Consider the following 21,443-nt stretch of genomic DNA (forward strand, 5'->3'; position numbering starts at 1 on the left):
TCGATCTCACAGTACGGTCATCTGGCGTGAACGGCGCCGTTTCGTCGGTGCAGGTGAGGCGGGCCTTTCGTCTCTCCTGCGGACCGCCGTCGGGGCGAGACGATGGCCGGGTGAACCTGCGCGCGACCACCCTGCTGGCGAACAAGGAGGGGTTGCTCTTCGCGACCTCGACCACGCTGCTGCTCGCCGGCGGCGCGGCGTGGCTGCTGTCCGCCGAGACGCCGGCGAGCCTGCTGTGGGTCGCGGGCACGGTGCTCGGCCTGATCGCCTCCGTCGGGTGGACCGTCGCCGCGATCCGGCGCCGGCAGCCGAGCGTCGACGTCATCGCCGTGCTCGCGCTGGGCGGCGCGCTCGCGGTGAACGAGCCGTTCGCCGGCGCGATGATCACGGTCATGCTCGCGAGCGGCCAGCTCCTCGAGGCGCGGGCCGACGCGCGGGCGCGGCGCGAGCTGAGCCTGCTGGCCGAGCGGGCGCCGCGCACCGCCCTGCGCCGGGTCGGGGGCGCGGTCGTCCAGATCCCGGTGGACGACGTCGTCGTCGGCGACCAGCTGCTGGTCGGCACCGGCCAGATCGTCCCGGTGGACGGCCGGCTCCTGACCGGTGCCACCCTGGACGAGTCCGCGCTGACGGGGGAGCCCCTGCCCGTCGAGCGGTCGACCGGCGACGACGTGCGCAGCGGGGTGGTCAACTCCGGGCCGCCGCTGGACATCGTCGCGACCGCCGCGGCGGCCGAGTCGACCTACGCCGGCGTGGTGCGCATGGTCGAGCAGGCCCAGGCGTCGTCGGCGCCGTTCGTGCGGACCGCCGACCGGTTCGCGATGTGGTTCGTCCCGTTCACCCTCGTCCTGGCCGGTGCGGCCTGGGCGATCAGCGGCGACGCCGTCCGGGCGGTGGCCGTGCTCGTGGTCGCGACCCCGTGCCCGCTGCTGCTCGCCGCGCCGATCGCGATCATGTCGGGCCTGTCCCGCGCCGCGAGCATCGGCGTCGTGATCAAGGGCGGTGGCGCGCTCGAACGGCTGGCCGCCGGGCGCGTGATGCTCTTCGACAAGACCGGCACCCTCACGCAGGGCCACCCGGTGCTGGCCGACGTCGTGGTGGCCGGCGACCGGCTGGGCGCGGACGAGGTGCTCACCCTGGCCGCCTCCCTCGACCAGGTCTCGGCGCACGTCCTGGCGAGCGCGATCGTCAGCGGCGGCGTCCGGCGCGGCCTGCCGCTCGAGCTGCCCGCCGAGGTCGAGGAGGTGCAGGGCTACGGCCTGCGGGGCACCGTCGGCGGGCGCCGGATCGCGCTCGGCAAGGCGTCGTGGATCGTGGGCGACACGGCTCCCGCCTGGGTGCGCCAGGTCCGGCGGCGGGCCGATCTCGACGGCTCGCTGACCGTGTTCGTCGCCGTCGACGACGAGCCCGCGGGGGCGTTCCTGCTCGAGGACGCGATCCGGCCGGACGCGCCCCGGATGGTCCGCGCGCTGCGCACCGCCGGGATCTCGCGCGTCGTGCTGGTCACCGGCGACCGCGCCGACATCGCCGACATGGTCGGGCGCATCGTCGGGGTCGATGCGGTGCTGGCCGACTGCGACCCCGCCGACAAGCTCGAGGCCATCTCCCGCGAGTCGGCTCGGGGCACCACGATCATGGTCGGCGACGGGATCAACGACGCCCCCGCGCTCGCCGCGGCCGACGTCGGCGTCGCGCTCGCCGCGCGCGGTGCGACGGCCTCGTCCGAGGCGGCCGACGTCGTCCTCACGGTGGACCGGATCGACGCGCTGGCCGATGCGATCCTCATCGCGCGCCGCTCGAAGCGGATCGCGCTGCAGGCCGTGCTGATCGGGATGGGGCTGTCGGTGGTCGCGATGGCGCTGGCCGCGGTCGGGCTGCTCCCCCCCTGCGGCCGGCGCGCTCCTGCAGGAGGTCATCGACGTGCTGGCGATCGGCATCGCGCTGCGGGCCGTGCTGCCCGGGAAGGTGCACACGATCACGATGGCGGCGGCGGATGTCGAGACCGCGCACCGGCTGCGGGTCGAGCACGACGCCGTCCTGCCCCTGATCGAGCAGATCCGCTCGGTGGCCGACGCGCTCCCGACCGACGGTTGCGACCTCGCGCCGGTGCACGTGCTGCTCGGCCGGCTCGAGGGCGAACTGATCCCGCACGAGCGCGCCGATGAGGAGCTGCTGGTGCCGCTCGTCGACCGCGCGCTCGGCGGCTCGGACGCCACCGCGGCGTTGAGCCGCACGCACGCCGAGATCGAGCACCAGGTCAGCAGGTTGCGGCTGCTGCTCACCGGGCTCGACGCCGACGTGGTCCAGCCCGAGGACGTCGTCGAGCTGCGCCGGTTGCTCTACGGCCTGTACGCCGTGCTCCGCCTGCACAACGCGCAGGAGGAGGAGGGCGCGTTCAGCCTGGTGCCGGACGGGAACCCGCACCCGGCGACGCGGTCGTAGTCAGCCGGCTCGGTCCAGCACGACCAGGCAGGTGGCGAGGTGGTCGTCGACCAGACCGCACGCCTGCATCGTGGCGTACGCGGTCGTCGGACCGACGAACCGGAACCCCGCGGCCTTGAGGTCGCGGGCGAGGGCCCGGGACTCGTCGGTCTGGGCGGGGACGTCCGCCCAGGTGGCCGGGCGGACGACGGCGGTCGGGTCCGCGGCGGACGCCGGCGCGTGGGACCAGATCAGCTCCGCCAGGGTCCGGCCCTCGGACCACAGGGCCAGGACCGCTCGGGCGTTGGCGATCGTCGCGGCGACCTTGGCGCGGTTGCGCACGATCCCGGCGTCGGCGAGCAGGCGGGCGACGTCGTCGTCCCCGAAGGCCGCGACGGCCTCGGGGTCGAAGTCCGCGAACCCCGCGCGGAACGCCGGCCGCTTGCGCAGCACCGTGATCCAGGACAGCCCGGACTGGAACGCCTCCAGGCTCACCCGCTCGAACAGCTCGCGCTCCCCGCGTACCGGCAGGCCCCACTCGTGGTCGTGGTAGGCCTCGTAGAGGGGATCTCCGTCGCCGAAGCAACGGGTGGCGGGGGTCGTCATGACGACTACTCTCCCCGATGCCACCGACAGGCGTGCCACCGACAGGCGTGCGACCGACGCGTCAGGTGAAGCTGGGGCGCTGCGGGAGGGTCGGCATGGCCGCCTGCGGGGGCGCGGCGTGCTGCGACGGGAGCCCGGACCACTCCGCCAGCGGGTCGACCTCGACGCCCTTGAGCCCGGCGGCGACCGCGACCAGGAGCTCGGCGCTCGTCGTGCCGCCCAGTGCGGCCAGGACCTCCCAGGAAGGGCTCTCGTTCGTCATGTGTATGACTATTGTTCATCCGCGACCGTGCTGGCGACGGACCTTGGTCCGGGGGGACATCACCGCAGGTGGCAGGGGTTCCGGCGGAGCGGATTCACCCGTGTGCGTCCGCGGTCGGCGCGGACGCCCGGCCCGGCCGGATCGTCAGCCGGCCAGGACCGTGCGGATCCGCTTCTCCGAGATCGGGCCGGGCGTGCCCAGCTGCTGCGCGAACAGGCTGACCCGCAGCTCCTCGAGCATCCAGCGCACGTCCGCGAGGGCGGCCGCCCGGGCCTCGTCGGGCGCCGACCGGGCGGCGCGGGCGCGCGCCTCGGCGTAGGCGTCCACCAGGTCGCGGATGCGCCAGGCGGTCTCCGCGTCGCGGTGCGGGTCGTCCGCGGCCTTGGCGAGCCGGTGCTGGGCGGCCTTGAGGTAGCGGACGAGGTGCGGCAGCCGGGCGGCGCCGATCTCGGCCACGAAACCGTCGTGCACCAGGTCGGCCGCCTGGTCGCGGATGTCCTGCAGCGTGTTGAGCAGCGCCATGCTCGTCGCGCCCCGGACCGCGCCGTCGAGCGCGCGCGTGGCGGTGAGCACGGCCACGACGTCGGCGATGATGCGGTGCACGGTGTCCTCGAGGGCGAGCCGGACGCCGTCGCGCAGGGCCACGTACGAGGCGGCGTCGCGCACCGCGGCCGCGCCGCGCGCCTCGATCAGCGCGTCGACCGCGGCCAGCTGGACGTCGGCGACGAGCGCCTCGGTGCTGCGGTACGGGCTGGCCGCGAGCGTGAGCGCCTGCGTGCCGGACCAGCGGGTCGTGATCCGCGCGGTCGCCAGCCCGGTCTCGAGCAGCAGCAACCGACGCAGCCCGCGCTGGTGCGTGCCGGCCTGCAGGGCGGGGTCGGCCAGCACGCGCAGGCTCACCTGCAGCGCGCGGCCGGGGCCGGGCTCCTCGATCAGCGCCGGGTACCCGCGCACGACGATGCCCTGCACCGGGGTCTCGACCATGAGCGGGATCGCGCCGCCCGACAGGTCGCTCGGCCAGGCGGTCAGCCCGGTGCGTTCGGCGATCGCGGCGGCCGTCGGGGTGGCCGGGGCCCCGGCCGGGGTCGACGACGGGGTGCCGGTCGGGGCGCCCGGGGTCCGTGCGGGCACGCCCGACGGCTTCGCGGCACCACCGGCGGCACCCGCGGCACCCGCGGCCGACGCGCCCGGCTTGGAGCCGTCGCCCTTGGTGACCGGTTTCGAGGCGGCGTTCGACGCGCGCACGGCGTCGCGCACGGCCGAGCGCACCGCGACCCGGACCGCGTCCTGGGTGTGCGCGGCGAGCCGGCGCTGGAGCGCGATGAGGTCCTTGCTCTCGTCGACCATGAGGTTGTGACCGGCGCGTTCCTCGTTCACCCGGAACGTCATGCGCAGGTGCGCGGGCAGGCGTTCGTCGTCCCACGCGGTGTCCGGGATCTCGACGCCGCGCAGCGCGCGCACCGCTGCCGCGACGGCCTCGTGCATCGAGCCCGCCATGTCACCGGCACGCACGGTGTCCAGCCAGCTCGGCAGGTGCTCGTCGATCCAGGCCACGACGTCGCGCGCCACGTCCGGTGCGGGCACGAGCTGCACGCGCACGGGCTTGGCCAGCGAGCGGATCAGGGCCACCACGAGCTCCTCGCGGACTCCGGGCACCATCTGGTCGAAACCCTCGGGTCGCACGCGGTTCAGCACCACGACCGGGATGTGGACGGTGACGCCGTCGGCGTCCGTGCCGGGCTCGAACTGGTAGGTCAGCGGCAGCATCAGGTCGCCCTGCGGCCAGGTCGACGGGAAGTCCGTCTCGCTCACCGCGCCCAGCTCGGCGTCGGGCACGAGCATCTCGAGGGTGAACGTCAACAGGTCGGGCTCGGTGCGGCGGGCCGTCTTCCACCACGTGTCGAAGTGGCGCGCGGAGACGACGTCGGCCGGGATCCGCTCGTCGTAGAAGGCGAACAGGGCGTCGTCGTCGACCACGAGGTCGCGTCGCCGGGCGCGGTGCTCGAGGCTCTCCGCCTCGGCGAGCAGCGCGCGGTTGTCGTGGAAGAACTCGTGGTGCGTGGTCCACTCGCCCTCGATCAGCGCGTGCCGGATGAACAGCTCGCGCGCGTGCTCGGGGTCGACCTTCGCGTACAGCACGCGGCGCTGCGCGACGATCGGCACCCCGTAGAGCAGCACCTTCTCGGACGCCATCGCCGCACCCTGCTTGGTCGACCAGGCGGGTTCGGAGTACGTGCGTTTGACCAGGTGGGCGGCCAGGTCCTCGGCCCACTCGGGCTGGATCCGGGCGGCGTCGCGCCCCCAAAGCCGGGAGGTCTCGACCAGCTCGCCGACCATGATCCAGGCCGGGGGCTTCCGCGACAGGGGCGAGCCGGGGAAGATCGCGAACCGCGCGCCGCGGGCCCCGAGGTACTCGTTGCGGGCGCCCTTGCGGGCCGACGACGACGGCTTCTTCGCGCGCGCCGGTGCGACCTTGATCTCGTTCGCCTCCTGCATCCCGATCTGCGAGAGCAGTCCGGACAGCAGCGAGACGTGGATGCGGTCGGCGTCCCAGTCGAGCCGCAGGTTCGACTCGTCGGGGGCGGTGTCGCTCGCCAGCAGCTCCTGGGCGGCGCCCGGGGCGGTCCGGCGGCGCGGCGGGGTGCTCACCGGGGCGCTGGAGGCGCCCGGGGCGCTGGAGGCACCGCCGGCCTCGGCGAGCGTCGGGGCGGCGTCGGGCAGGTGTCGCGGGCGGGGCGGCTCGACCCGGATGCCGAGCGGCTTGGCCATCTCGCGCAGCTGGGTCACGACGTCCTGCCACTCGCGCAGGCGCATGTAGTTGAGGTGCTCGGACTTGCACATGCGCCGGAACGCGGAGCTGCCGAGCTCGCGCTGCGCGTCCTTGACGTGCTCCCAGAGGTTCAGGTACGTGAGGAAGTCGGAGGTCGGGTCGGCGAACCGGGCGTGCAGCTGGTCGGCGTGCTGACGCTGCTCGAGCGGGCGTTCGCGCGGGTCCTGGATGGACAGCGCGGCGGCGATGATCATGACCTCGCGTGCGACGCCGCGGCGCCCGCCCTCGACGATCATCCGGCCGAGCCGCGGGTCCATCGGCAGCTGCGCGAGCGCCCGCCCGACGTCGGTCAGCCGCGCCCCGGTCTTCGTCGCGTCGGCGGTCTTCGTCGCGTCGGACGGCGCCGCGCGCGCGGGGGACCGGGTGGGGTCGGCCTCGTCGGCCGAGGCGTGCGTGACGGTCTCGAGGGCGCCGAGCTCGGTGAGGAGCTGGACGCCGTCGCGGATCGAGCGGGTGTCGGGCGGTTCGACGAACGGGAAGTGCGCGACGTCGTCGGGCGTGGAGGCGACCCCGACCGCGACCATCTGCAGGATCACGGCTGCCAGGGAGGTGCGCAGGATCTCGGGCTCGGTGAACTCCGGGCGCGACTCGAAGTCCTCGGCGGAGTACAGCCGGATGGCGATCCCGTCCGCGACGCGCCCGCACCGCCCGGCGCGCTGGTTGGCGGACGCCTGCGAGACGGGTTCGATCGGCAGCCGCTGGACCTTGGTCGCCTTGGAGAACCGGGAGATGCGGGCCGTGCCGGGGTCGATGACGTACCGGATGCCGGGCACGGTCAGGGACGTCTCGGCGACGTTGGTGGCGAGCACGAGGCGTCGGGTCGAGTGGTGCTCGAACACCCGGTGCTGCTCGGCGGAGGACAGCCGCGAGTACAGCGGGATGATCTCGACGGCGTCCGGCCGGCGCTGGTCGGTGACCCGCGGGCCGAGGTGCCCGGCGAGCGCGTCGGCGGCGTCGCGGATCTCCCGCTCGCCGGAGAAGAACACCAGGATGTCGCCCGGGCCCTCGGCGCACAGCTCGTCGACCGCCTCGCACACCGCGGTGAGCGGGTCGCGGTCCTCCTGCTTCGACGGGTCGCCCGTGCCGCGGGACCGGGCCTTCGCTGCGTCGGACAGGTGCGAGGTGGGGTTGCGGGAGGTGGAGCGGGCGTTGGCGCGGGTGATGGCGGACGGTTGGTCCGCCGGGTCGGGCTCGAGGTCGTCGTCCGGGGACAGCGGGCGGTACCGGATCTCGACCGGGTAGGTCCGGCCGGTGACCTCGACGACCGGGGCGGGCACGCCGTCGGCCCCCGCGAAGTGCTCCGCGAACCGGGTGGAGTCGATCGTGGCCGAGGTGATGATGACCTTGAGGTCCGGGCGCTGGGGCAGCAGCCGGGTGAGGTAGCCGAGGATGAAGTCGATGTTGAGCGAGCGCTCGTGCGCCTCGTCGATGATCAGGGTGTCGTACGCCCGCAGCATCGGGTCGCGCTGGATCTGGGCGAGCAGGATGCCGTCCGTCATCACGCGCACCAGGGTCGCGTCCGACGACGTGTCGGTGAACCGCACCTGGTACCCGACGATCTCGCCGAGCGGGGTGCCGATCTCCTCGCTGATCCGCTCCGCGACCGTGCGCGCGGCGATCCGGCGTGGCTGCGTGTGCCCGATCTGACCGGCGCGACCGCGTCCGAGCTCAAGCAGGATCTTCGGCAGCTGCGTGGTCTTGCCGGACCCGGTCTCGCCCGAGACGATCACGACCTGGTGGTCGCGGATGGTCGCGGAGATGTCGTCGCGGCGGGCCGAGACGGGCAGGTCGGGCGGGTAGGTGATCGGTGGGACGACGACGGCGCGGCGCACCGTCGCCTTGCGGCTCGCGCGGGGGGCCTGCCGCGCGTCGAGGGACTCGGGAGTCTCACGAGGTCCTCGGGAGGAGGCCCGTTGGCCGCGGCCGCTCTTCGCCCGACCCGGCCTCGAACCGGCGTTCGTCCCGGGGCCGGTTCCGGTCCCGGACGTGGGTTCGGAGGTGGTCCCGGTCCCGGACCCGGGCTGCGCCTGCGAAGGGGGCCTGGCGTCGTCCGCGGTGGCGGACGGTGTCGCGCCGGTCGGGCTCGCGTCCGGGGTCGTGGCTCCCTGCGGTGTCCGACCGCCACGCCCACGCGAAGCCCCGCCGCGCCGTCGTCGGCCACGAGTCGCGGGCGAGGCGCCGGACGAGGCTGCCGCGCCGGACGAGCCTGCCGGTGCGGAAATCGGAGCGGCGTCACCGGAGGGCGGTGTCGCCCGCCCACCGTCCGAACCCGCCGCGATCTGTTCCACGACCGCCCATTCTCCCCGACCCGGGCCCCAGCCCCCTCCACCCGCCCGGTCTACCGCGAGATGTGCGCGTCCGGCGAGCGGATTCCTCGGGAAACCGGCCCGGTTCAGCGGGCCGGCGGGTCGCGGAGCTTGGTGCACAGGCGCTCGAGCTCAGTCAGCTCGGCGGGGGTCAGGGCCTTGCCGACCCGGGCGACGATCGACCGCGCGTGCCGGCGGCCCGTCTCGTGCTGCAGCTCGCGGCCCCGGTCGGTGAGGGCGACCAGCGTGCCGCGACCGTCGTGCGGGTCGCGCTCGCGGCTGACCAGGCCGGCCGACTCCATCCGCTCGACCAGGCGGCTGAGGCCCGGTTGGCTCAGCCGCACGTGCTCGGCGAGCTCCCGCAGCCGTACGCCCCCGGCCGGGCAGCCGGTCAGCGTGTAGAGGACGTCGTACTCGGGCATGGTGACCGGCCCGCCGCGGAAGTCGTCGGTGAACTCCTTGATCAGGGTGATCTGCGCGCGCAACAGCGCCTCCCAGGCCTCTACCGCCAGGTGCGTCATGGTCCGGGTCGGTCCCTCTCCTCGCGTGGGTCGGCGCTCGGCGCCGGTCGGGCGCGTCGGCGAACTCGATGCACCCGCATCAACAGTAGTCCGGTGGCGAGGGCTCGTCGGGGTCGGCGGTCGCTCCTACAGTGGGGCGCATGACTGACCTGGACGGTGGCGCGAACCCGGCTCTTGCGGCCCTGGGCGCTGCAGGGATCGAGTTCACCGTGACCCGGCATGGCCGCGTGTCCTCGCTGGCCGAGGCGGCGGCGGCCCGCGGGATCGACCCCGCCGCGCTCCTCAAGACGATCGTCGTGCGCCGGGCCGACGACGACTTCCTGTTCGTGCTCGTCCCGGGCGACCGCACGATCTCGTGGCCCAAGCTCCGCGAGCTGCTCGGCGTCAGCCGCCTCTCCATGCCCGACGCCGGGACGGCGCGGGAGGTCACCGGCTACGAGCGGGGCACCATCACACCGTTCGGCGCGCTGCACGCGTGGCCCGTGATCGCGGACGCCCGGGTCACCGGCCGGGTGGTCTCGATCGGCGCCGGCGCGCACGGCGTCGCCGCGACGGTCGACGGCGACGACCTCGTCCGGGCCCTCGCCGCGACCGTCGCGGACGTGACCGAGCCGGCGTGACCGAGCCGGCGTGACCGGATCTGCCACGAATCCACAGGCGCTCGGAGTGCCCCGCCCGAAGTGTCGGACGCGCGGTCTACCGTCTCAGGCATGCGGCTCCTGCACACCTCCGACTGGCACCTCGGGCGAAGCCTGCACGGCGTCGACCTGCTCGAGCACCAGGCCGCGTTCCTCGACCACCTCGTGGCGGTGACGCGGGACGAGGGGGTCGACGCGGTGCTCGTCGCGGGCGACGTGTACGACCGCGCGGTGCCGCCCGTCGAGGCCGTCACCCTGCTGTCGGAGACGCTCGGGCGCCTGGCGGAGCACGCCGTCGTCGTGGTGACCTCCGGCAACCACGACTCCGCGATCCGCCTCGGCTTCGGCGCGGGCCTGATGCGACCCGGGGTCCACCTGCGCACCCGCGTGGCCGACGCCGCGACACCGGTCACGCTCACCCCGCCCGGCCGCGGGGCCGGTGGGGGCGACGTCCCGGTCCTCGTGTACGGCCTGCCGTACCTGGATCCCGACGTCGTGCGGCGCGCGCTGTCGCCCGACCCGAGCGAGCCGCTCGCCCGGTCGCACGCGGCGGTCACGGGCGCCGCGATGGATCGCATCCGCGGGGACCTCGCCGTGCGGACGGCCGCCGCGGCCGCCGCCGGCACCCCCCGGCCGCGGGCCGTGGTGCTCGCGCACGCGTTCGTGCTCGGTGGTGAGGCGTCGGAGTCGGAGCGGGACATCCGGGTCGGTGGCGTCGACCATGTGCCGGCCGGGGTGTTCGCCGGGATGGACTACGTCGCGCTCGGGCACCTGCATGGTCCGCAACGCATCGGCGGCGCGGCCGGCACCGTGTTGCGCTACTCGGGCTCCCCGTTGGCCTACTCGTTCTCCGAGCTGCGCCAGGTGAAGTCGAGCGTGCTGATCGACGTCGGCCCCGACGGCGTCGTCGGCGAGGCGCGGCTGATCCCCGCGCCCGTGCCCCGGCGGATCGCCGAGGTGACCGGCACGCTCGAGGAGCTGCTCGGGGCTGCGGGCGAGGCGTATGTCGCCGACTGGCTGCGCGTGACCGTGACCGACGTGGCCCGGCCGCCCGAGCTGTATGCCCGGGTCAAGGTGCGGTTCCCGCATGCGCTCGTGGTCCAGCACCGCCCGCCGGCCGCCGCCGGTGCGCGCGAGCACGTCGCGGTGACCTCGGCGCGCGACCCGCTCGAGGTGGCGGCCGAGTTCGTCGAGCACATCACCGCCGCGGAGCCCACCCGCGCCGAGGCGAGTGCGCTGCGAGCTGCGCTCGAGCACGTCCTCGCGCTGGATCGCAGCGCCTGATGCACCTGCGTTCGCTCACGATGCAGGCGCTCGGGCCGTTCGCCGGGAAGTACACGATCGACTTCGAGCAGCTCGGCGCGTCCGGGCTGTACCTGCTCGAAGGTCCGACGGGCGCCGGCAAGTCGACCATCATCGACGCGATCGTGTTCGCGCTGTACGGCAAGGTCGCCTCGGCCGACTCGAGCGACGACCGGCTGCGGTCCGGGTACGCCGACGAGGACACCGAGACCTACGTCGACCTGGTGTTCGAGACCGGGTCGGGTGAGTACCGCGTGCTGCGCAGCCCCGAGTGGATGCGGGCCAAGAAGCGCGGCTCAGGCACCACGAAGCAGCAGGCGACCGTGAAGCTGTGGCGCCTGGCCGGGCCCGACGGCGCCCTCGGGGCCGGGACGGCCGATCCGGCCGGCGGCGAGCTCATCTCGACCCGCCTGGACGAGGCCGGCGCGGAGATCCAGCGCGCGATCGGGCTCGACCGCGCCCAGTTCGTGCAGACCATCGTGCTGCCGCAGGGGGAGTTCGCGAGCTTCCTGCGCGCCGATCCGGAGCACCGGCGCGGGCTGCTGCAGAAGGTGTTCGGCACCGCGGTGTACGAGCGGGTGCAGGACCGGCTGGTCGCGATGCGGATCGAGGTGCAGCGCGCGGTCGCCGCCGCGCGCACGGACGTCGGCGCGGCGGTGGCCCACTTCGTCGGCTCGGCGGGGATCACCGACGAGGTCCCGGGCCCAGTCGGGGCGGCGGGCCCGGGTGAGTTGGCGAGCGCGGCCGAGCTGCGCGCGCTCGGCGAGGTCGCCTCACCGGACGTGCTGCCGGCCGTGCGGGCGCACGTCGATGCCCTCGCGCAGGCCGCCGCGGACGCGACCAGGGCCGAAGCCGCCGCCCGCGACGAGCTCACCCGCGCACGGTCCGTGTTCGACGAGACGCGGGTGCTCGCCGACGCGGTGGCGCGGCGCGCAGCACTCCGCGCTGAGCAGGACCTGTTGGCCGAGCGCGCGCCCACCCACGCCGCCGACGTCGAACGCCGCGACCTGGCTCGCCGGGCGTCCGTCGTCGCGCCCGTCCTGACCGCCGCCGGGGTGGCCGACGCCGCGGCCGGGCGGGCCCGTGACCGGCTCGCCCGCGCGCGCTCCGTCGTTCCCGCCGACCTGGCACGGCTGGATCGCGCGGGCCTGACGGCGGCGCGGGACGGGTTCGCCGCCCAGGTGGCGACCCTCGCCCGGGTGGAACGGCTCGAACGCGACCTGCCCGATCGGCGTCGTCACCTGGACGCCGACGAGACGACGCTCGTGTCCGCGGTCGCGGAGCAGGAGGCCCTTGCCGTCGAGGCCGTCTCCCGCCCGGCCGCGCGCAACGAGCTCGTCAGCGCGATCACCGCCTGCCAGGAGGTCGCGGCGGACCTGCCGGTGCGCCAGCAGCGTGCAGAGGCCGCTCGCACGGCCGGCGAAGCGGCCCGCACGGCCGAGACCCTCGCGGTGACCCTGGCCGCGGCGATCGCTGCGGCGGCGGACAGGCTCGCGCTCGCGCAGGAGGCGATCGCAGCGGAGGCCTACCTGCGCGGTCGGCGGCTCGCGGGGATGGCCGGCGAGCTGGCCGCCGGGCTCGCGCCCGACGCACCGTGCCCGGTGTGCGGCGCCCGCGAGCACCCGCAGGTGGCCGCGCTCGCCGCCGATCACGCCACGGCGGAGCAGGTCGAGCTGGCCGAGGGCGCACGGACCGTCGCCGAGGCGGCCTTCGCGCGGGCCTCCGGCATCGTGACCACCCTCACCGAACGGCTGTCCGGCCAGCGCGAGCTCGCCGGCCCGAAGACCCTGGCCGAGCACGACGCCGACGCCGAGCAGCTCGGGGTGCTCGTCGCGATGGCCGTCACGGCGCGATCCGAGCTCGACGTGCTGCACGCCGCCCTGGCCGACCACGACGCGGCGACCGAGGAGGCGGCGGTCCGATCGCGTGCGCTCGACACGGCGATCACCACGGCGCGGGTGTCCGTCGCTGCGCTGCGGTCCGACCTAACCTCCACCGAGCGTGAGATCGAGATGGCGCGGGACGGTCGGCCGACCGTCGCCGCCCGGGTGGCGGACCTGGGCGCGCAGGTGGCCGCGTGCGATGCGCTCGCGGCTGCGCTCGAGGGCGCGGAGCGGGCCGAGCAGGACCTCAGCACGCGGTCGACCGAGCTGGCCGCGGCCCTCGCCGCCCAGGGGTTCGCGGACGGCGCATCCGCCCGTGCTGCGTTGTTGCCTGCGGCCGACCTGACCGCCCTGGAGGCGGCGATCGCCGCGCAGGACGCGGCGCTGGCCCGGGTCTCCAGCGGGCTCGCCGAGCCGGCGATCGCCGCGCTGGCCGACGACGTCGTCGTCGATCTGGAGGCCGCGCGCGTCGCGCAGGCGGGCGCCGAGGCGGTGGCCGGTGCAGCGGCCGGTGCTGCCGTGCTCGCGGCGCGGTCCGCGTCGTCGGCCGCGGCCGCGATGGACGAGGTCGAGGCGGCACTGGCGCTGCACGAGGCCGCGCGCGCCCTGGCCGGGCCGGTGACCCGGATGGCGGACCTCGCGGCGGCCTCGGGTGGCGACAACGCGAAGCGGCTGACGCTTGCGACGTACGTGCTGGTCAAACGGTTCGAAGACGTCGTGGCGGCGGCGAACGATCGGCTGCTGCCGATGTCGGACGGACGGTTCGAGCTCGTCCGCAGTGACGAACGGGAGGACGTGCGCAGTCGGCGCACGGGGTTGTCGATGAAGGTGATCGACCACCGGATGGAAGCGGCCCGTGACCCGCGCACGCTGTCCGGCGGCGAGACCTTCTACGTCTCGCTGTGCCTGGCCCTCGGCATGGCCGACGTCGTGACCGCCGAGGCGGGCGGGATCGAGCTCGGCACGCTGTTCGTCGACGAGGGGTTCGGGTCCCTCGACCCCGAGACCCTCGAGGCGGTGCTCGTCGAGCTGGGCAAGCTGCGCGCCGGTGGGCGCGTGGTGGGTGTCGTGTCGCACGTCGAGGCGCTCAAGCAGTCGATCGCGGAACGGATCGAGGTTCGACGACTGGCCGACGGCTCGAGCACCCTGACGGTCCGGGCGGGGTAGGCGGCTCAGCGGGCCGCTGAGCTACCGGGCCGCTGAGCTACCGGGCCGCGGTGACTCCGCGGTAGCCGTGCCGCACCAGGACGCGGACCGCCGGTGCGGGGGCGGCGGCCGGCATCAGGCTGTCGAGGTCGAGCATGCCGTCCGCGGGCCCGCCGAAGCCGCCGCCGAGACCGGGTCCGGTCGGCGCCACGCCGGGCCAGTGGGCGCGGACCGCGGCGTCGTACACCGGTCGCCACGGCGGTGGAACCGGCCCGGACCGCAGGAAGTACTGCAGCAGCTCGGCGGTCGCGCGGGTGTCGCCGATCGCCGAGTGTGCCCCGCTGTGGACGACGCCAGCCTGTTCGCAGCTGACCGCGAGCGTCCGTTTCGGCCCGGGCAGGTGCTGGCGCGCCAACGCCTGCGTGCACAGGCAACGACCGGGATCGAGCGGCACCGTCAGGCCCGCGGCCGCGAACTCCGCCGTGAGGAACCGGGCGTCGAAGGCGATGTTGTGCCCCACGACGAGCCGACCCGAGAACAGGTACGCGAGATACGGAGCGATCTCGTCGAACCGAGGGGCGCGCGCGACCTCGGCCGCGCTGATCCCGTGCACGTGCTGCGGCCCGACGCCGCGGTCGGGGTTGAGCAGGGTCTCCCACTCCCGCTCGACGCGGCCGTCGTCGTCCAGCAGCACGACGGCGACCTCGAGCACCCGGTCACCCTGTGCCGGCGAGAATCCGGTGGTCTCCGTGTCGACGACCGCATACCCGCTCATGCGGCAGATCGTCGCACCCCTGCCCCCGCAACCCGGGTGTCCCACGCCGACGACCCGGCAATTCCGCGCGGCCGACGATCCGGCGATCCGCGCGGCTGCGAGATCCGCGGTCGAGGCGCGCGCGGCTCAGAGGGCGGAGACCGGGATCTCGGCAGTGATCGCCGGGACGCTCGTCGGCGGGGCGAGGGGGGCCACCGGCTGGCGTCGCCAGGTGCGGGAGACCGCGGCGAGGAGGATGGCACTCAGCGCGATCATCGTGAACATGACCCCCGCCATCGCGACCGCCGGGTCGCCGCCGAGCAGGCCGGTGATCGGCGCGATCAGGGCGCCGACCCCGAACTGCAGTGCGCCGAGCAGCGCCGCCGCGCTCCCGGCCCGGTGCCCGTTGGTCGCCAGCGCGATCGCCGGGGCGGAGGGCATCACCAGGCCGGCGGTCGCGAGCGTCAGGATGAGCAGCACCCCGACGGGGACGAGCCCGCCACCCGCGAGGGCGACGACGAACAGGGCGGTCGAGAGCCCGAGCCCCGACCAGACGGCGAACGTGAGGATCTGGGTCGGCTGGAACCGGCCGACGAGCGCCCCGCACACCTGGCTCGCGATCGTGATGGCCGCGGCTCCCCCGGCGAACACGAACCCGAACTGCTGCACGTCCAGCCCGAACCCGGCCTGGAACACGAACGTCGACGAGGCGACGTAGGTGAACAGCGCGGACATGTAGAACGCCGACAGCAGCGCGAGCCCGAGGAACGGGCGGTTGGTCAGCAGGTCCCGGTACGTGCCCAGGGCCGCGCTCGTCCCGCCCAACCGGCGGCGCTCGACCGGCAACGACTCGCGCAGGAAGACCGCCGCGAGCACGAGCAGCACGACGCCGGTCGCGGCGAGGAAGCCGAAAATGCTGCGCCACGACCCGAACCGCAGCAGCTGCGCGCCGATGGTGGGGGCCAGGATCGGCGCCACCCCGACGACGAGCATCAGCCGCGCGAGCACCTTCGAGACCTGGATGCCGGTGTACTTGTCCTGGATGATCGCCATCGACAGCACCATCCCGGCGGCGGCGCTGAAGCCCTGCACGAACCGCAGCGCGGTGAGCATCCCGACCGACCCGGCGAACACGATGGCCGTCGACGCCAGGACGTAGACCGCCAGGGAACCGAGCAGGGGACGACGGCGACCGTACGTGTCGGACAGCGATCCGATCAGGAGCTGACCGAGGGCGAGACCGGCGAGCGACGCCGTGAGCGTCAGCTGGACCAGGGCCGACGACGCGGACAGGTCGACGGCGATCTCCGGGAAGGCCGCGAGATAGGTGTCGAACGTGAGCGGGCCGATGGCCGTGAGAGCGGAGAGCAGCAGGATGAACCCGGCGCCGATGCGGGTCCGTGCGGGGGTGGGGGGCATACCCGTCCAACCCCCGGGTTCAGCCGGGTTCTTCCCCCGGGTCCCCACCATCCGGATGGTGGACGGGCGTCACCACGACCAACCGCGTTCGGCCAGCTCCACCTCTTCCCGGAAGCGCTCGCCCTCGTCGCCCGGCGCGCTCGGTCGGGTAGCGACCCCGGCCAGGACGCACGCCTCGGCCAGGAGGGCGTCGTAGGCGACCTGGGTCGCCTCGAGGTGGTGGGCCCGCGCGAACACGGTCTCGTCGCGCTCGAGGGCGCGGACCTCGTCGGCGACGGCGCTCAGGCGGGTCTGGATGCGCAGCACCTCGAACGGGTTCGGGGCCGGGGTTCGTCTGCGGTGCAGTCGCAGGCCGGCGTGCGGCCGCTGCCCGCCGGACGTCGCCGGGCCGTCCAGGCGGCGCGACGCCGCCCGAGCCGGCGGTCCGTGGCGCCGCCACACCGGCCGCAGCGCCCACAGCACCACCGCCGTGAGGATGACCAGGGGAATCCAGCGCATCGTTCGGTCCCGTTCGGCGAGGTCTGATTCCAGATTAGGTGCCGTGCGGAGCGGCCGCCAGACCCTGCCCGGGCCGATTCTGCCGGCGGGACGGCTCGTACAGTGGCCCGCATGGGTGTGCGCGCAGTGGCCGTCGGTTCGACCGTGCTCGTGCTGCTCGCGGGCGGTGCGGTCGTCGTCGACCGGGTCGCCGTCGGCCGGGCGGAGGCGCTCGCGGTGCGGGAGCTGGCGGCCAACGTCGACGGTCTCGTCGGCGAGCCGCGGGTCACGATCGGCGGCTTCCCGTTCCTCACCCAGCTGAGCGCGGGCACACTCTCGGACGTCTCGGTGCGCGCCGATGGGCTGACGTTGGAGGGTGTCGAGGTGACCGACGTCGAGGTCGACGCGAGCGACGTGACCACCGCCGAGCCGTACACGGTCGCCCGCGCGGTGCTCACCGGCACGCTGTCGGCAGCGACCCTCCAGGAGCTCGTCGCGACCAGGTCCGACGTCGAGCTCGAGCTGCAGATCGAGGGCGATCAGCTCACGGCGGCCACCCAGCTGCTCGGGCTGGATGTCACCGCGACCCTGGTGCCCCGGGTGGAGGACGGCCAGATCCGGGTCGACGTCGTCTCCGTCGCCTTCGGCGGGCTCGCGGTCGACGTCGACGACCTGCCGGGGGTGCTCGCGGGTCAGCTGAGCGACCTCACCGTGCCCATCGACGGACTGCCCGACGGGTTCGAGCTGTCGGGAGTCGTGGTGCGCGACGGCGGCGTGCGGGTGACCGCGACCGGGCTCGACGTCGAGCTGCCGGCGGGCGCCGCCGGGCTCGCGCCCTAGCGGCGACCCCTCGCGGCGACGTCCTCTTCGATCGGTCGCCGGTCGCCGGTCGCGGTCGTCACCCGCCCGGGGCGGACACCACCTCGCACCGCCCGAGCTCGCGCGCGAGCGCGTCCCGCTCGGCCGCCGTCACCCACAGCCCGTACGCGGCCTTGACCCGAATCTGGCGGATGACATAGCGGCAGCGGAACGGCTTGTGCGGCGGCAGCCAGGTCGCCGCGTCGCCCGCGCCCTTCTCCTGGTTGAGCGGTCCGTCGACGGCGAGCAGGTTGGCGGGATCGTTGGCGAACGCCGCCCGGACCTGCGGCGACCAGCTCTGCGCGCCCTTCTGCCAGGCGTCAGCGAGCGCGACGACGTGGTCGATCTGCACGTCCGCGCTGGTCTCGGCCCCGCGCTCGAAGGCGATCGGCTGCCCGCTGTACGGGTCGGCGAGCGTGCCGGACAGCACCGCGCAGTCGCCGGTGCCGGGCTTGAACGTCACGGCGGTGAGGTCGCGCGCGAGCACGTCGTTGCGTGTGTCGCACCCGTTGCGGTCGACGTCCTGCCACGCCTGGCCGAAGAGGTCGCGGTCGTATCCCGTACGGGGCGCCCGGCCCTTGACCTCGAGCGAGTCCAGCGCGACCCACGCGGAGGCGGCGTCGTCGGCGGTGACGGGATAGCGCAGCCCGGCGGCCGCCGTCGTGATCCCCCCGGCCGCAAGGCCGACGCCGACGGCCACCGCAAGCGCGGACGCCGCGTAGATGGCGGCCACCGCACCACCCCGGACTGCACCCCGGGTGCCGCCCCGCCCGGCACCCCGCCCCGCGCCCCGGCTCCGGCGGGCGCGGGGCCACGGAGCGGGGTCCGACCGGGAGCGGGAGGTCACGTCCGCGAGCGTGGCACGGGCCGCCGACGTCGGTCCCTGGCGCGGCCGGCCGCTGTGGACCGCCGGGCGTCGCTCGGCGCCCGGCGTCGGGCCGCAGTCGATACCCTGCAGATCATGGCTACCCCGCACATCTCCGCAGCGCCCGGCGACTTCGCTCCCGACGTCCTCATGCCCGGCGACCCCCGCCGCGCCCGTCACATCGCCGAGACCGTGCTCGACGACGCCCGCCTGGTCACCGAGGTCCGCGGCATCCTCGGGTTCACCGGCACCTACGAGGGTCGACCGGTCTCCGTGCTCGCGTCGGGCATGGGCATGCCGTCGATCTCGATCTACGCGACCGAGCTGTTCCGGTTCTACGGGGTGCGCCGGATCATCCGGATCGGTACCGCGGGCGGCATGGCGCCGGTCCTTGAGGTCGGCGACGTCGTGATCGCGACCGCCGCCCACACCGACTCCGCCCTGACCGCGAACCGGATCCCGGGCATCCACTACAGCCACGCCCCGAACTTCGCGCTCGCGGCGGCAGCGGTCGCGGCGGCCACGTCCGGCACCCACCCGGGTGCGGTGCACGCGGGCGCGGTGCTCTCGAGCGACGCGTTCTACGTCGACCGCCCGAGCACGAACGAGCTCCTGGTGCGGCACGGCACGCTCGCGGTCGAGATGGAGGCGGCGGCGCTGTACGCCGTGGCCGACGCCGAGGGAGGTCAGGCGCTCGCGATCTGCACCATCTCCGACCTGCTGTTCTCGGGTGCCGCCCTGTCTGCCGACGAGCGCGAGGTGCTGTTCGACCGCGCCGTGCACCTCGGCCTGGCCGCCTTCGCCACCGCCTGAGCCGAGGTGGCGGGCGCTCGGCGCCCGCATCGCCCGCGGCACCCTTGACGGCGGTCGGCTGGGAGGAGTAGCGACGACGCATGGACCCGAAGCAGACCTTCGTCATCGTCGGAGCGAGTCTGGCCGGCGCCGCCGCGGCGCAAGTCCTGCGGGAGGAGGGGTTCGACGGGCAGATCGTGCTCATCGGCAGCGAGCCGAACCGCCCGTACGAGCGGCCCCCGCTGTCCAAGGGCCTGCTGTTGGGCACCGCCCCGCTCGAGGACGTGTTCGTCCACCCGAGCGACTGGTACGCGTGGAACGACATCGACCTGAGGCTGGCCACGACCGTCACCTCGATCGACCGGGCAGCCCGGGTCGTGGTCTGCGACGACGGCCGGCGCGTCGGGTACGACCGGCTGCTGCTCACGACCGGCTCGGAGCCCCGGCGGCTGACCGTGCCGGGTGCCGGGCTCGACGGAGTCGTGTACCTGCGCCGGCTGGAGGACTGCGAGCTGCTGAAGATCGAGATCGACCGCGCGTCGCGGGTCGCGATCATCGGCGGGGGCTGGATCGGGCTCGAGGTCGCCGCCGCGGCCCGGGCCGCCGGTCGGGAGGTCGCCGTGATCGAGACCGCCGAGCTCCCGCTGCTGCGTGTGCTCGGCCGAGAGGTCGCCCAGATCTACGCCGACCTGCACCACGCGCACGGCGTGCGCCTGCTCCTCGGCGCGCAGGTGGTGGGCCTGACCGGCGACGGTCTGGTGACCGGCGTCGAGCTCGCCGACGGGAGCGCGGTGCCCGCCGACCTCGTCGTGGTCGGGATCGGGATCACCCCGGTGGTCGCGCTCGCGGCCGACGCCGGCCTCGACGTCACCGGCGGCGTGCTGGTCGATGAGCACCTGTGCACCGCGGATCCGGCTGTGTTCGCGGCGGGCGACGTCGCGAACGCCTACCACCCGACCCTGCGCCGCCGGCTGCGCGTCGAGCACTGGGAGAACGCGCGGCGGCAGGGCGCGATCGCGGCCAAGGCGATGCTCGGGCAGGACGCCACGTTCGACCGGTTGCCGTACTTCTTCTCGGACCAGTACGACCTCGGCATGGAGTACGTCGGGTACGTGGAGCCCGGTGAGGCCGACCAGGTCGTGTTCCGGGGCGAGGTCCGGCGCCACGAGTTCATCGCGTTCTGGCTCGCCGGCGGCCGGGTGCTGGCGGGGATGAACGTGAACGTGTGGGACGTCGTCGGCGACATCGAGGACCTGATCGCCAGCGCCCGGACGGTGGACCCGGCCCGCCTGGCCGACCCGTCGATCCCGCTCGCCGCCGTCTGAGGGCGCTCTCCGGGACCCCGGTCGGCCTCGGCGTCCGGGTGATTGCTCATGCAGCGACCTTCCGTGGCCGATAGGGCGAACAGGGGCTGGACAGAACTGCAGGGGGAAGCGTGGACGGCTATTTCGGTGCCGAGGATCAGCTGTCGCCGTCGGATCAGGTGGCACGGTCGGATCGGGTGACACAGTCGGGTCACGTTGCCCAGGTGCTCGAGGGGCTCGCCCAGCACGGGTGGACCGTGCTGCACGACGTCCACTGGCCCGGCCGAGCGCAGGCGCGCATCGACCACGTCGCGATCGGCCCGGGCGGCATCGCGGTGATCGACGCGAGGTACTGGACGGGCGTGGTCACGCTCACCGACGGGGTGCTGCGACAGAACGGACACCGGCGCGACCGTGAGCTCGAAGGCGCGGCGAACGCGGTGTCGGCGCTCACCGCGCTGCTGGCACCGCAGCACCGCAGCGCTGGCTTCGGGGTGATCTGCCTCGTCGGCCTGGACCAGGAGGCGGTGTCCGCCGGGCTCGGGCTGCGCGTCGTCGGGCGCGCGCAGCTCGCCTCCTTCCTGGCGGGCCTTCCGCCGCGACTGAGCCCGTACGACGTGGCCGATCTCGGGCGACGCCTCTCGGCCGCGCTCGCCGGTTCGTCGAGCCCCAGCCTGACGGCGGCCGCGGCGGCCTACGCCGCGGTCTCCCCGTCGTCGGGCCGACCGGAGCGATCCGCGCAGGCGCACGTGCGCCGGCGGCCGGCCCGGGCGCGTCCGCACGCCACGGTCGGCGGACCGGGGTGGTCGTCCGGTCGGCCCGCCGATCGGCCCTCCGGTCGGGCGGGGATCCCGCCACGGTGGCGCAGGGGACGACGCGGCGGGCGCGCGGGCGCCCGGCTCCTGGGCGTCGCCGTCGGCACGGTTCTGGTGGTCGTCTTCGTCGCCAACGCGCCCGACGTCCTTGAGGCGATCAGCTCGTTGATCACCTCGGGGGCGCTCCCGACCCCGACCCCGACGGCGGTCCCGACCGTCCCCGCCGCGCCCTGACCCGAACCGCGTG

The 21,443-nt window shown here is 74.6% G+C and carries 17 protein-coding genes; 9 read left to right on the plus strand and 8 right to left on the minus strand.

What is annotated here, in order from left to right; all coding sequences use genetic code 11:
- Positions 1 to 110 precede the first annotated feature (110 nt).
- Positions 111 to 2,162, plus strand: coding sequence for a heavy metal translocating P-type ATPase (locus EUA98_RS06410; RefSeq protein ID WP_207218991.1), 2,052 nt, complete (start codon positions 111 to 113; stop codon positions 2,160 to 2,162).
- Positions 2,062 to 2,439, plus strand: coding sequence for a hemerythrin domain-containing protein (locus EUA98_RS20050; RefSeq protein ID WP_207218992.1), 378 nt, complete (start codon positions 2,062 to 2,064; stop codon positions 2,437 to 2,439). Before EUA98_RS06410 ends, EUA98_RS20050 begins: the two co-directional genes overlap by 101 nt.
- On the opposite strand, the gene EUA98_RS06415 is transcribed toward EUA98_RS20050, so the two are convergent.
- From EUA98_RS06415 to EUA98_RS06430, 4 genes are all read right to left on the minus strand, one after another.
- The gene (locus tag EUA98_RS06415; RefSeq protein ID WP_130101842.1) at positions 2,440 to 3,024 is read right to left on the minus strand and encodes a DNA-3-methyladenine glycosylase I; all 585 of its coding nucleotides are present in this window, start codon (positions 3,022 to 3,024) and stop codon (positions 2,440 to 2,442) included.
- Between the two features lie 61 nt (positions 3,025 to 3,085).
- The gene (locus EUA98_RS06420; RefSeq protein ID WP_130101843.1) at positions 3,086 to 3,286 is read right to left on the minus strand and encodes a hypothetical protein; all 201 of its coding nucleotides are present in this window, start codon (positions 3,284 to 3,286) and stop codon (positions 3,086 to 3,088) included.
- Positions 3,287 to 3,430: 144 nt separating this feature from the next.
- Complete coding sequence (locus EUA98_RS06425) at positions 3,431 to 7,948, minus strand: DUF3418 domain-containing protein (protein WP_242511314.1); 4,518 nt, start codon at positions 7,946 to 7,948, stop codon at positions 3,431 to 3,433.
- A 560-nt stretch (positions 7,949 to 8,508) separates the two neighbouring features.
- Positions 8,509 to 8,943, minus strand: coding sequence for a MarR family winged helix-turn-helix transcriptional regulator (locus tag EUA98_RS06430; RefSeq protein WP_130101844.1), 435 nt, complete (start codon positions 8,941 to 8,943; stop codon positions 8,509 to 8,511).
- 140 nt (positions 8,944 to 9,083) lie between these two features.
- On the opposite strand from EUA98_RS06430, the gene EUA98_RS06435 reads away from it, so the two are divergent.
- From EUA98_RS06435 to EUA98_RS06445, 3 genes are all read left to right on the plus strand, one after another.
- A complete protein-coding gene (locus EUA98_RS06435; RefSeq protein ID WP_130101845.1) occupies positions 9,084 to 9,563 on the plus strand; it encodes an aminoacyl-tRNA deacylase in 480 nt (159 codons plus the stop codon).
- A 90-nt stretch (positions 9,564 to 9,653) separates the two neighbouring features.
- Positions 9,654 to 10,865 carry an exonuclease SbcCD subunit D gene (locus EUA98_RS06440; RefSeq protein ID WP_130101846.1) on the plus strand — a complete coding sequence of 404 codons (1,212 nt, stop codon included), beginning with the start codon at positions 9,654 to 9,656 and terminating at the stop codon, positions 10,863 to 10,865.
- Entirely contained in the window at positions 10,865 to 13,933 is a 3,069-nt protein-coding gene (locus tag EUA98_RS06445; RefSeq protein WP_130101847.1) for an AAA family ATPase, read from the plus strand. Before EUA98_RS06440 ends, EUA98_RS06445 begins: the two co-directional genes overlap by 1 nt.
- A gap of 37 nt (positions 13,934 to 13,970) precedes the next feature.
- Here the strand turns inward: EUA98_RS06445 and EUA98_RS06450 are convergent, their stop codons facing one another.
- The 3 genes from EUA98_RS06450 to EUA98_RS06460 form a co-directional block, all read right to left on the minus strand.
- The gene (locus EUA98_RS06450; RefSeq protein WP_130101848.1) at positions 13,971 to 14,687 is read right to left on the minus strand and encodes a 3'-5' exonuclease; all 717 of its coding nucleotides are present in this window, start codon (positions 14,685 to 14,687) and stop codon (positions 13,971 to 13,973) included.
- Positions 14,688 to 14,813: 126 nt separating this feature from the next.
- Positions 14,814 to 16,085 (minus strand): multidrug effflux MFS transporter, encoded by a 1,272-nt coding sequence (locus tag EUA98_RS06455; protein ID WP_130101849.1) that lies wholly within the window; start codon positions 16,083 to 16,085, stop codon positions 14,814 to 14,816.
- Positions 16,086 to 16,154: 69 nt separating this feature from the next.
- On the minus strand, positions 16,155 to 16,583 hold the full coding sequence (locus EUA98_RS06460; protein WP_242511315.1) for a hypothetical protein: 429 nt from the start codon (positions 16,581 to 16,583) through the stop codon (positions 16,155 to 16,157).
- Positions 16,584 to 16,694: 111 nt separating this feature from the next.
- Here EUA98_RS06460 and EUA98_RS06465 point away from each other — a divergent pair, with 111 nt between their 5' ends.
- On the plus strand, positions 16,695 to 17,402 hold the full coding sequence (locus tag EUA98_RS06465; RefSeq protein ID WP_130101850.1) for an LmeA family phospholipid-binding protein: 708 nt from the start codon (positions 16,695 to 16,697) through the stop codon (positions 17,400 to 17,402).
- Positions 17,403 to 17,460: 58 nt separating this feature from the next.
- Here the strand turns inward: EUA98_RS06465 and EUA98_RS06470 are convergent, their stop codons facing one another.
- Positions 17,461 to 18,153, minus strand: a complete 693-nt coding sequence (locus tag EUA98_RS06470; RefSeq protein ID WP_130101851.1) for an HNH endonuclease family protein — start codon at positions 18,151 to 18,153, stop codon at positions 17,461 to 17,463.
- A 228-nt stretch (positions 18,154 to 18,381) separates the two neighbouring features.
- Here EUA98_RS06470 and deoD point away from each other — a divergent pair, with 228 nt between their 5' ends.
- The 3 genes from deoD (at position 18,382) to EUA98_RS06485 (ending at position 21,430) form a co-directional block, all read left to right on the plus strand.
- Positions 18,382 to 19,098, plus strand: a complete 717-nt coding sequence (gene deoD / locus EUA98_RS06475; protein ID WP_130101852.1) for a purine-nucleoside phosphorylase — start codon at positions 18,382 to 18,384, stop codon at positions 19,096 to 19,098.
- An 80-nt stretch (positions 19,099 to 19,178) separates the two neighbouring features.
- Positions 19,179 to 20,402 carry an NAD(P)/FAD-dependent oxidoreductase gene (locus tag EUA98_RS06480; RefSeq protein ID WP_130101853.1) on the plus strand — a complete coding sequence of 408 codons (1,224 nt, stop codon included), beginning with the start codon at positions 19,179 to 19,181 and terminating at the stop codon, positions 20,400 to 20,402.
- A 176-nt stretch (positions 20,403 to 20,578) separates the two neighbouring features.
- Complete coding sequence (locus tag EUA98_RS06485; protein WP_165372740.1) at positions 20,579 to 21,430, plus strand: nuclease-related domain-containing protein; 852 nt, start codon at positions 20,579 to 20,581, stop codon at positions 21,428 to 21,430.
- Positions 21,431 to 21,443: the final 13 nt, after the last annotated feature.

The sequence above is a fragment of the Pengzhenrongella frigida genome (assembly GCF_004168625.1).
Lineage (GTDB): Bacteria > Actinomycetota > Actinomycetes > Actinomycetales > Cellulomonadaceae > Pengzhenrongella > Pengzhenrongella frigida.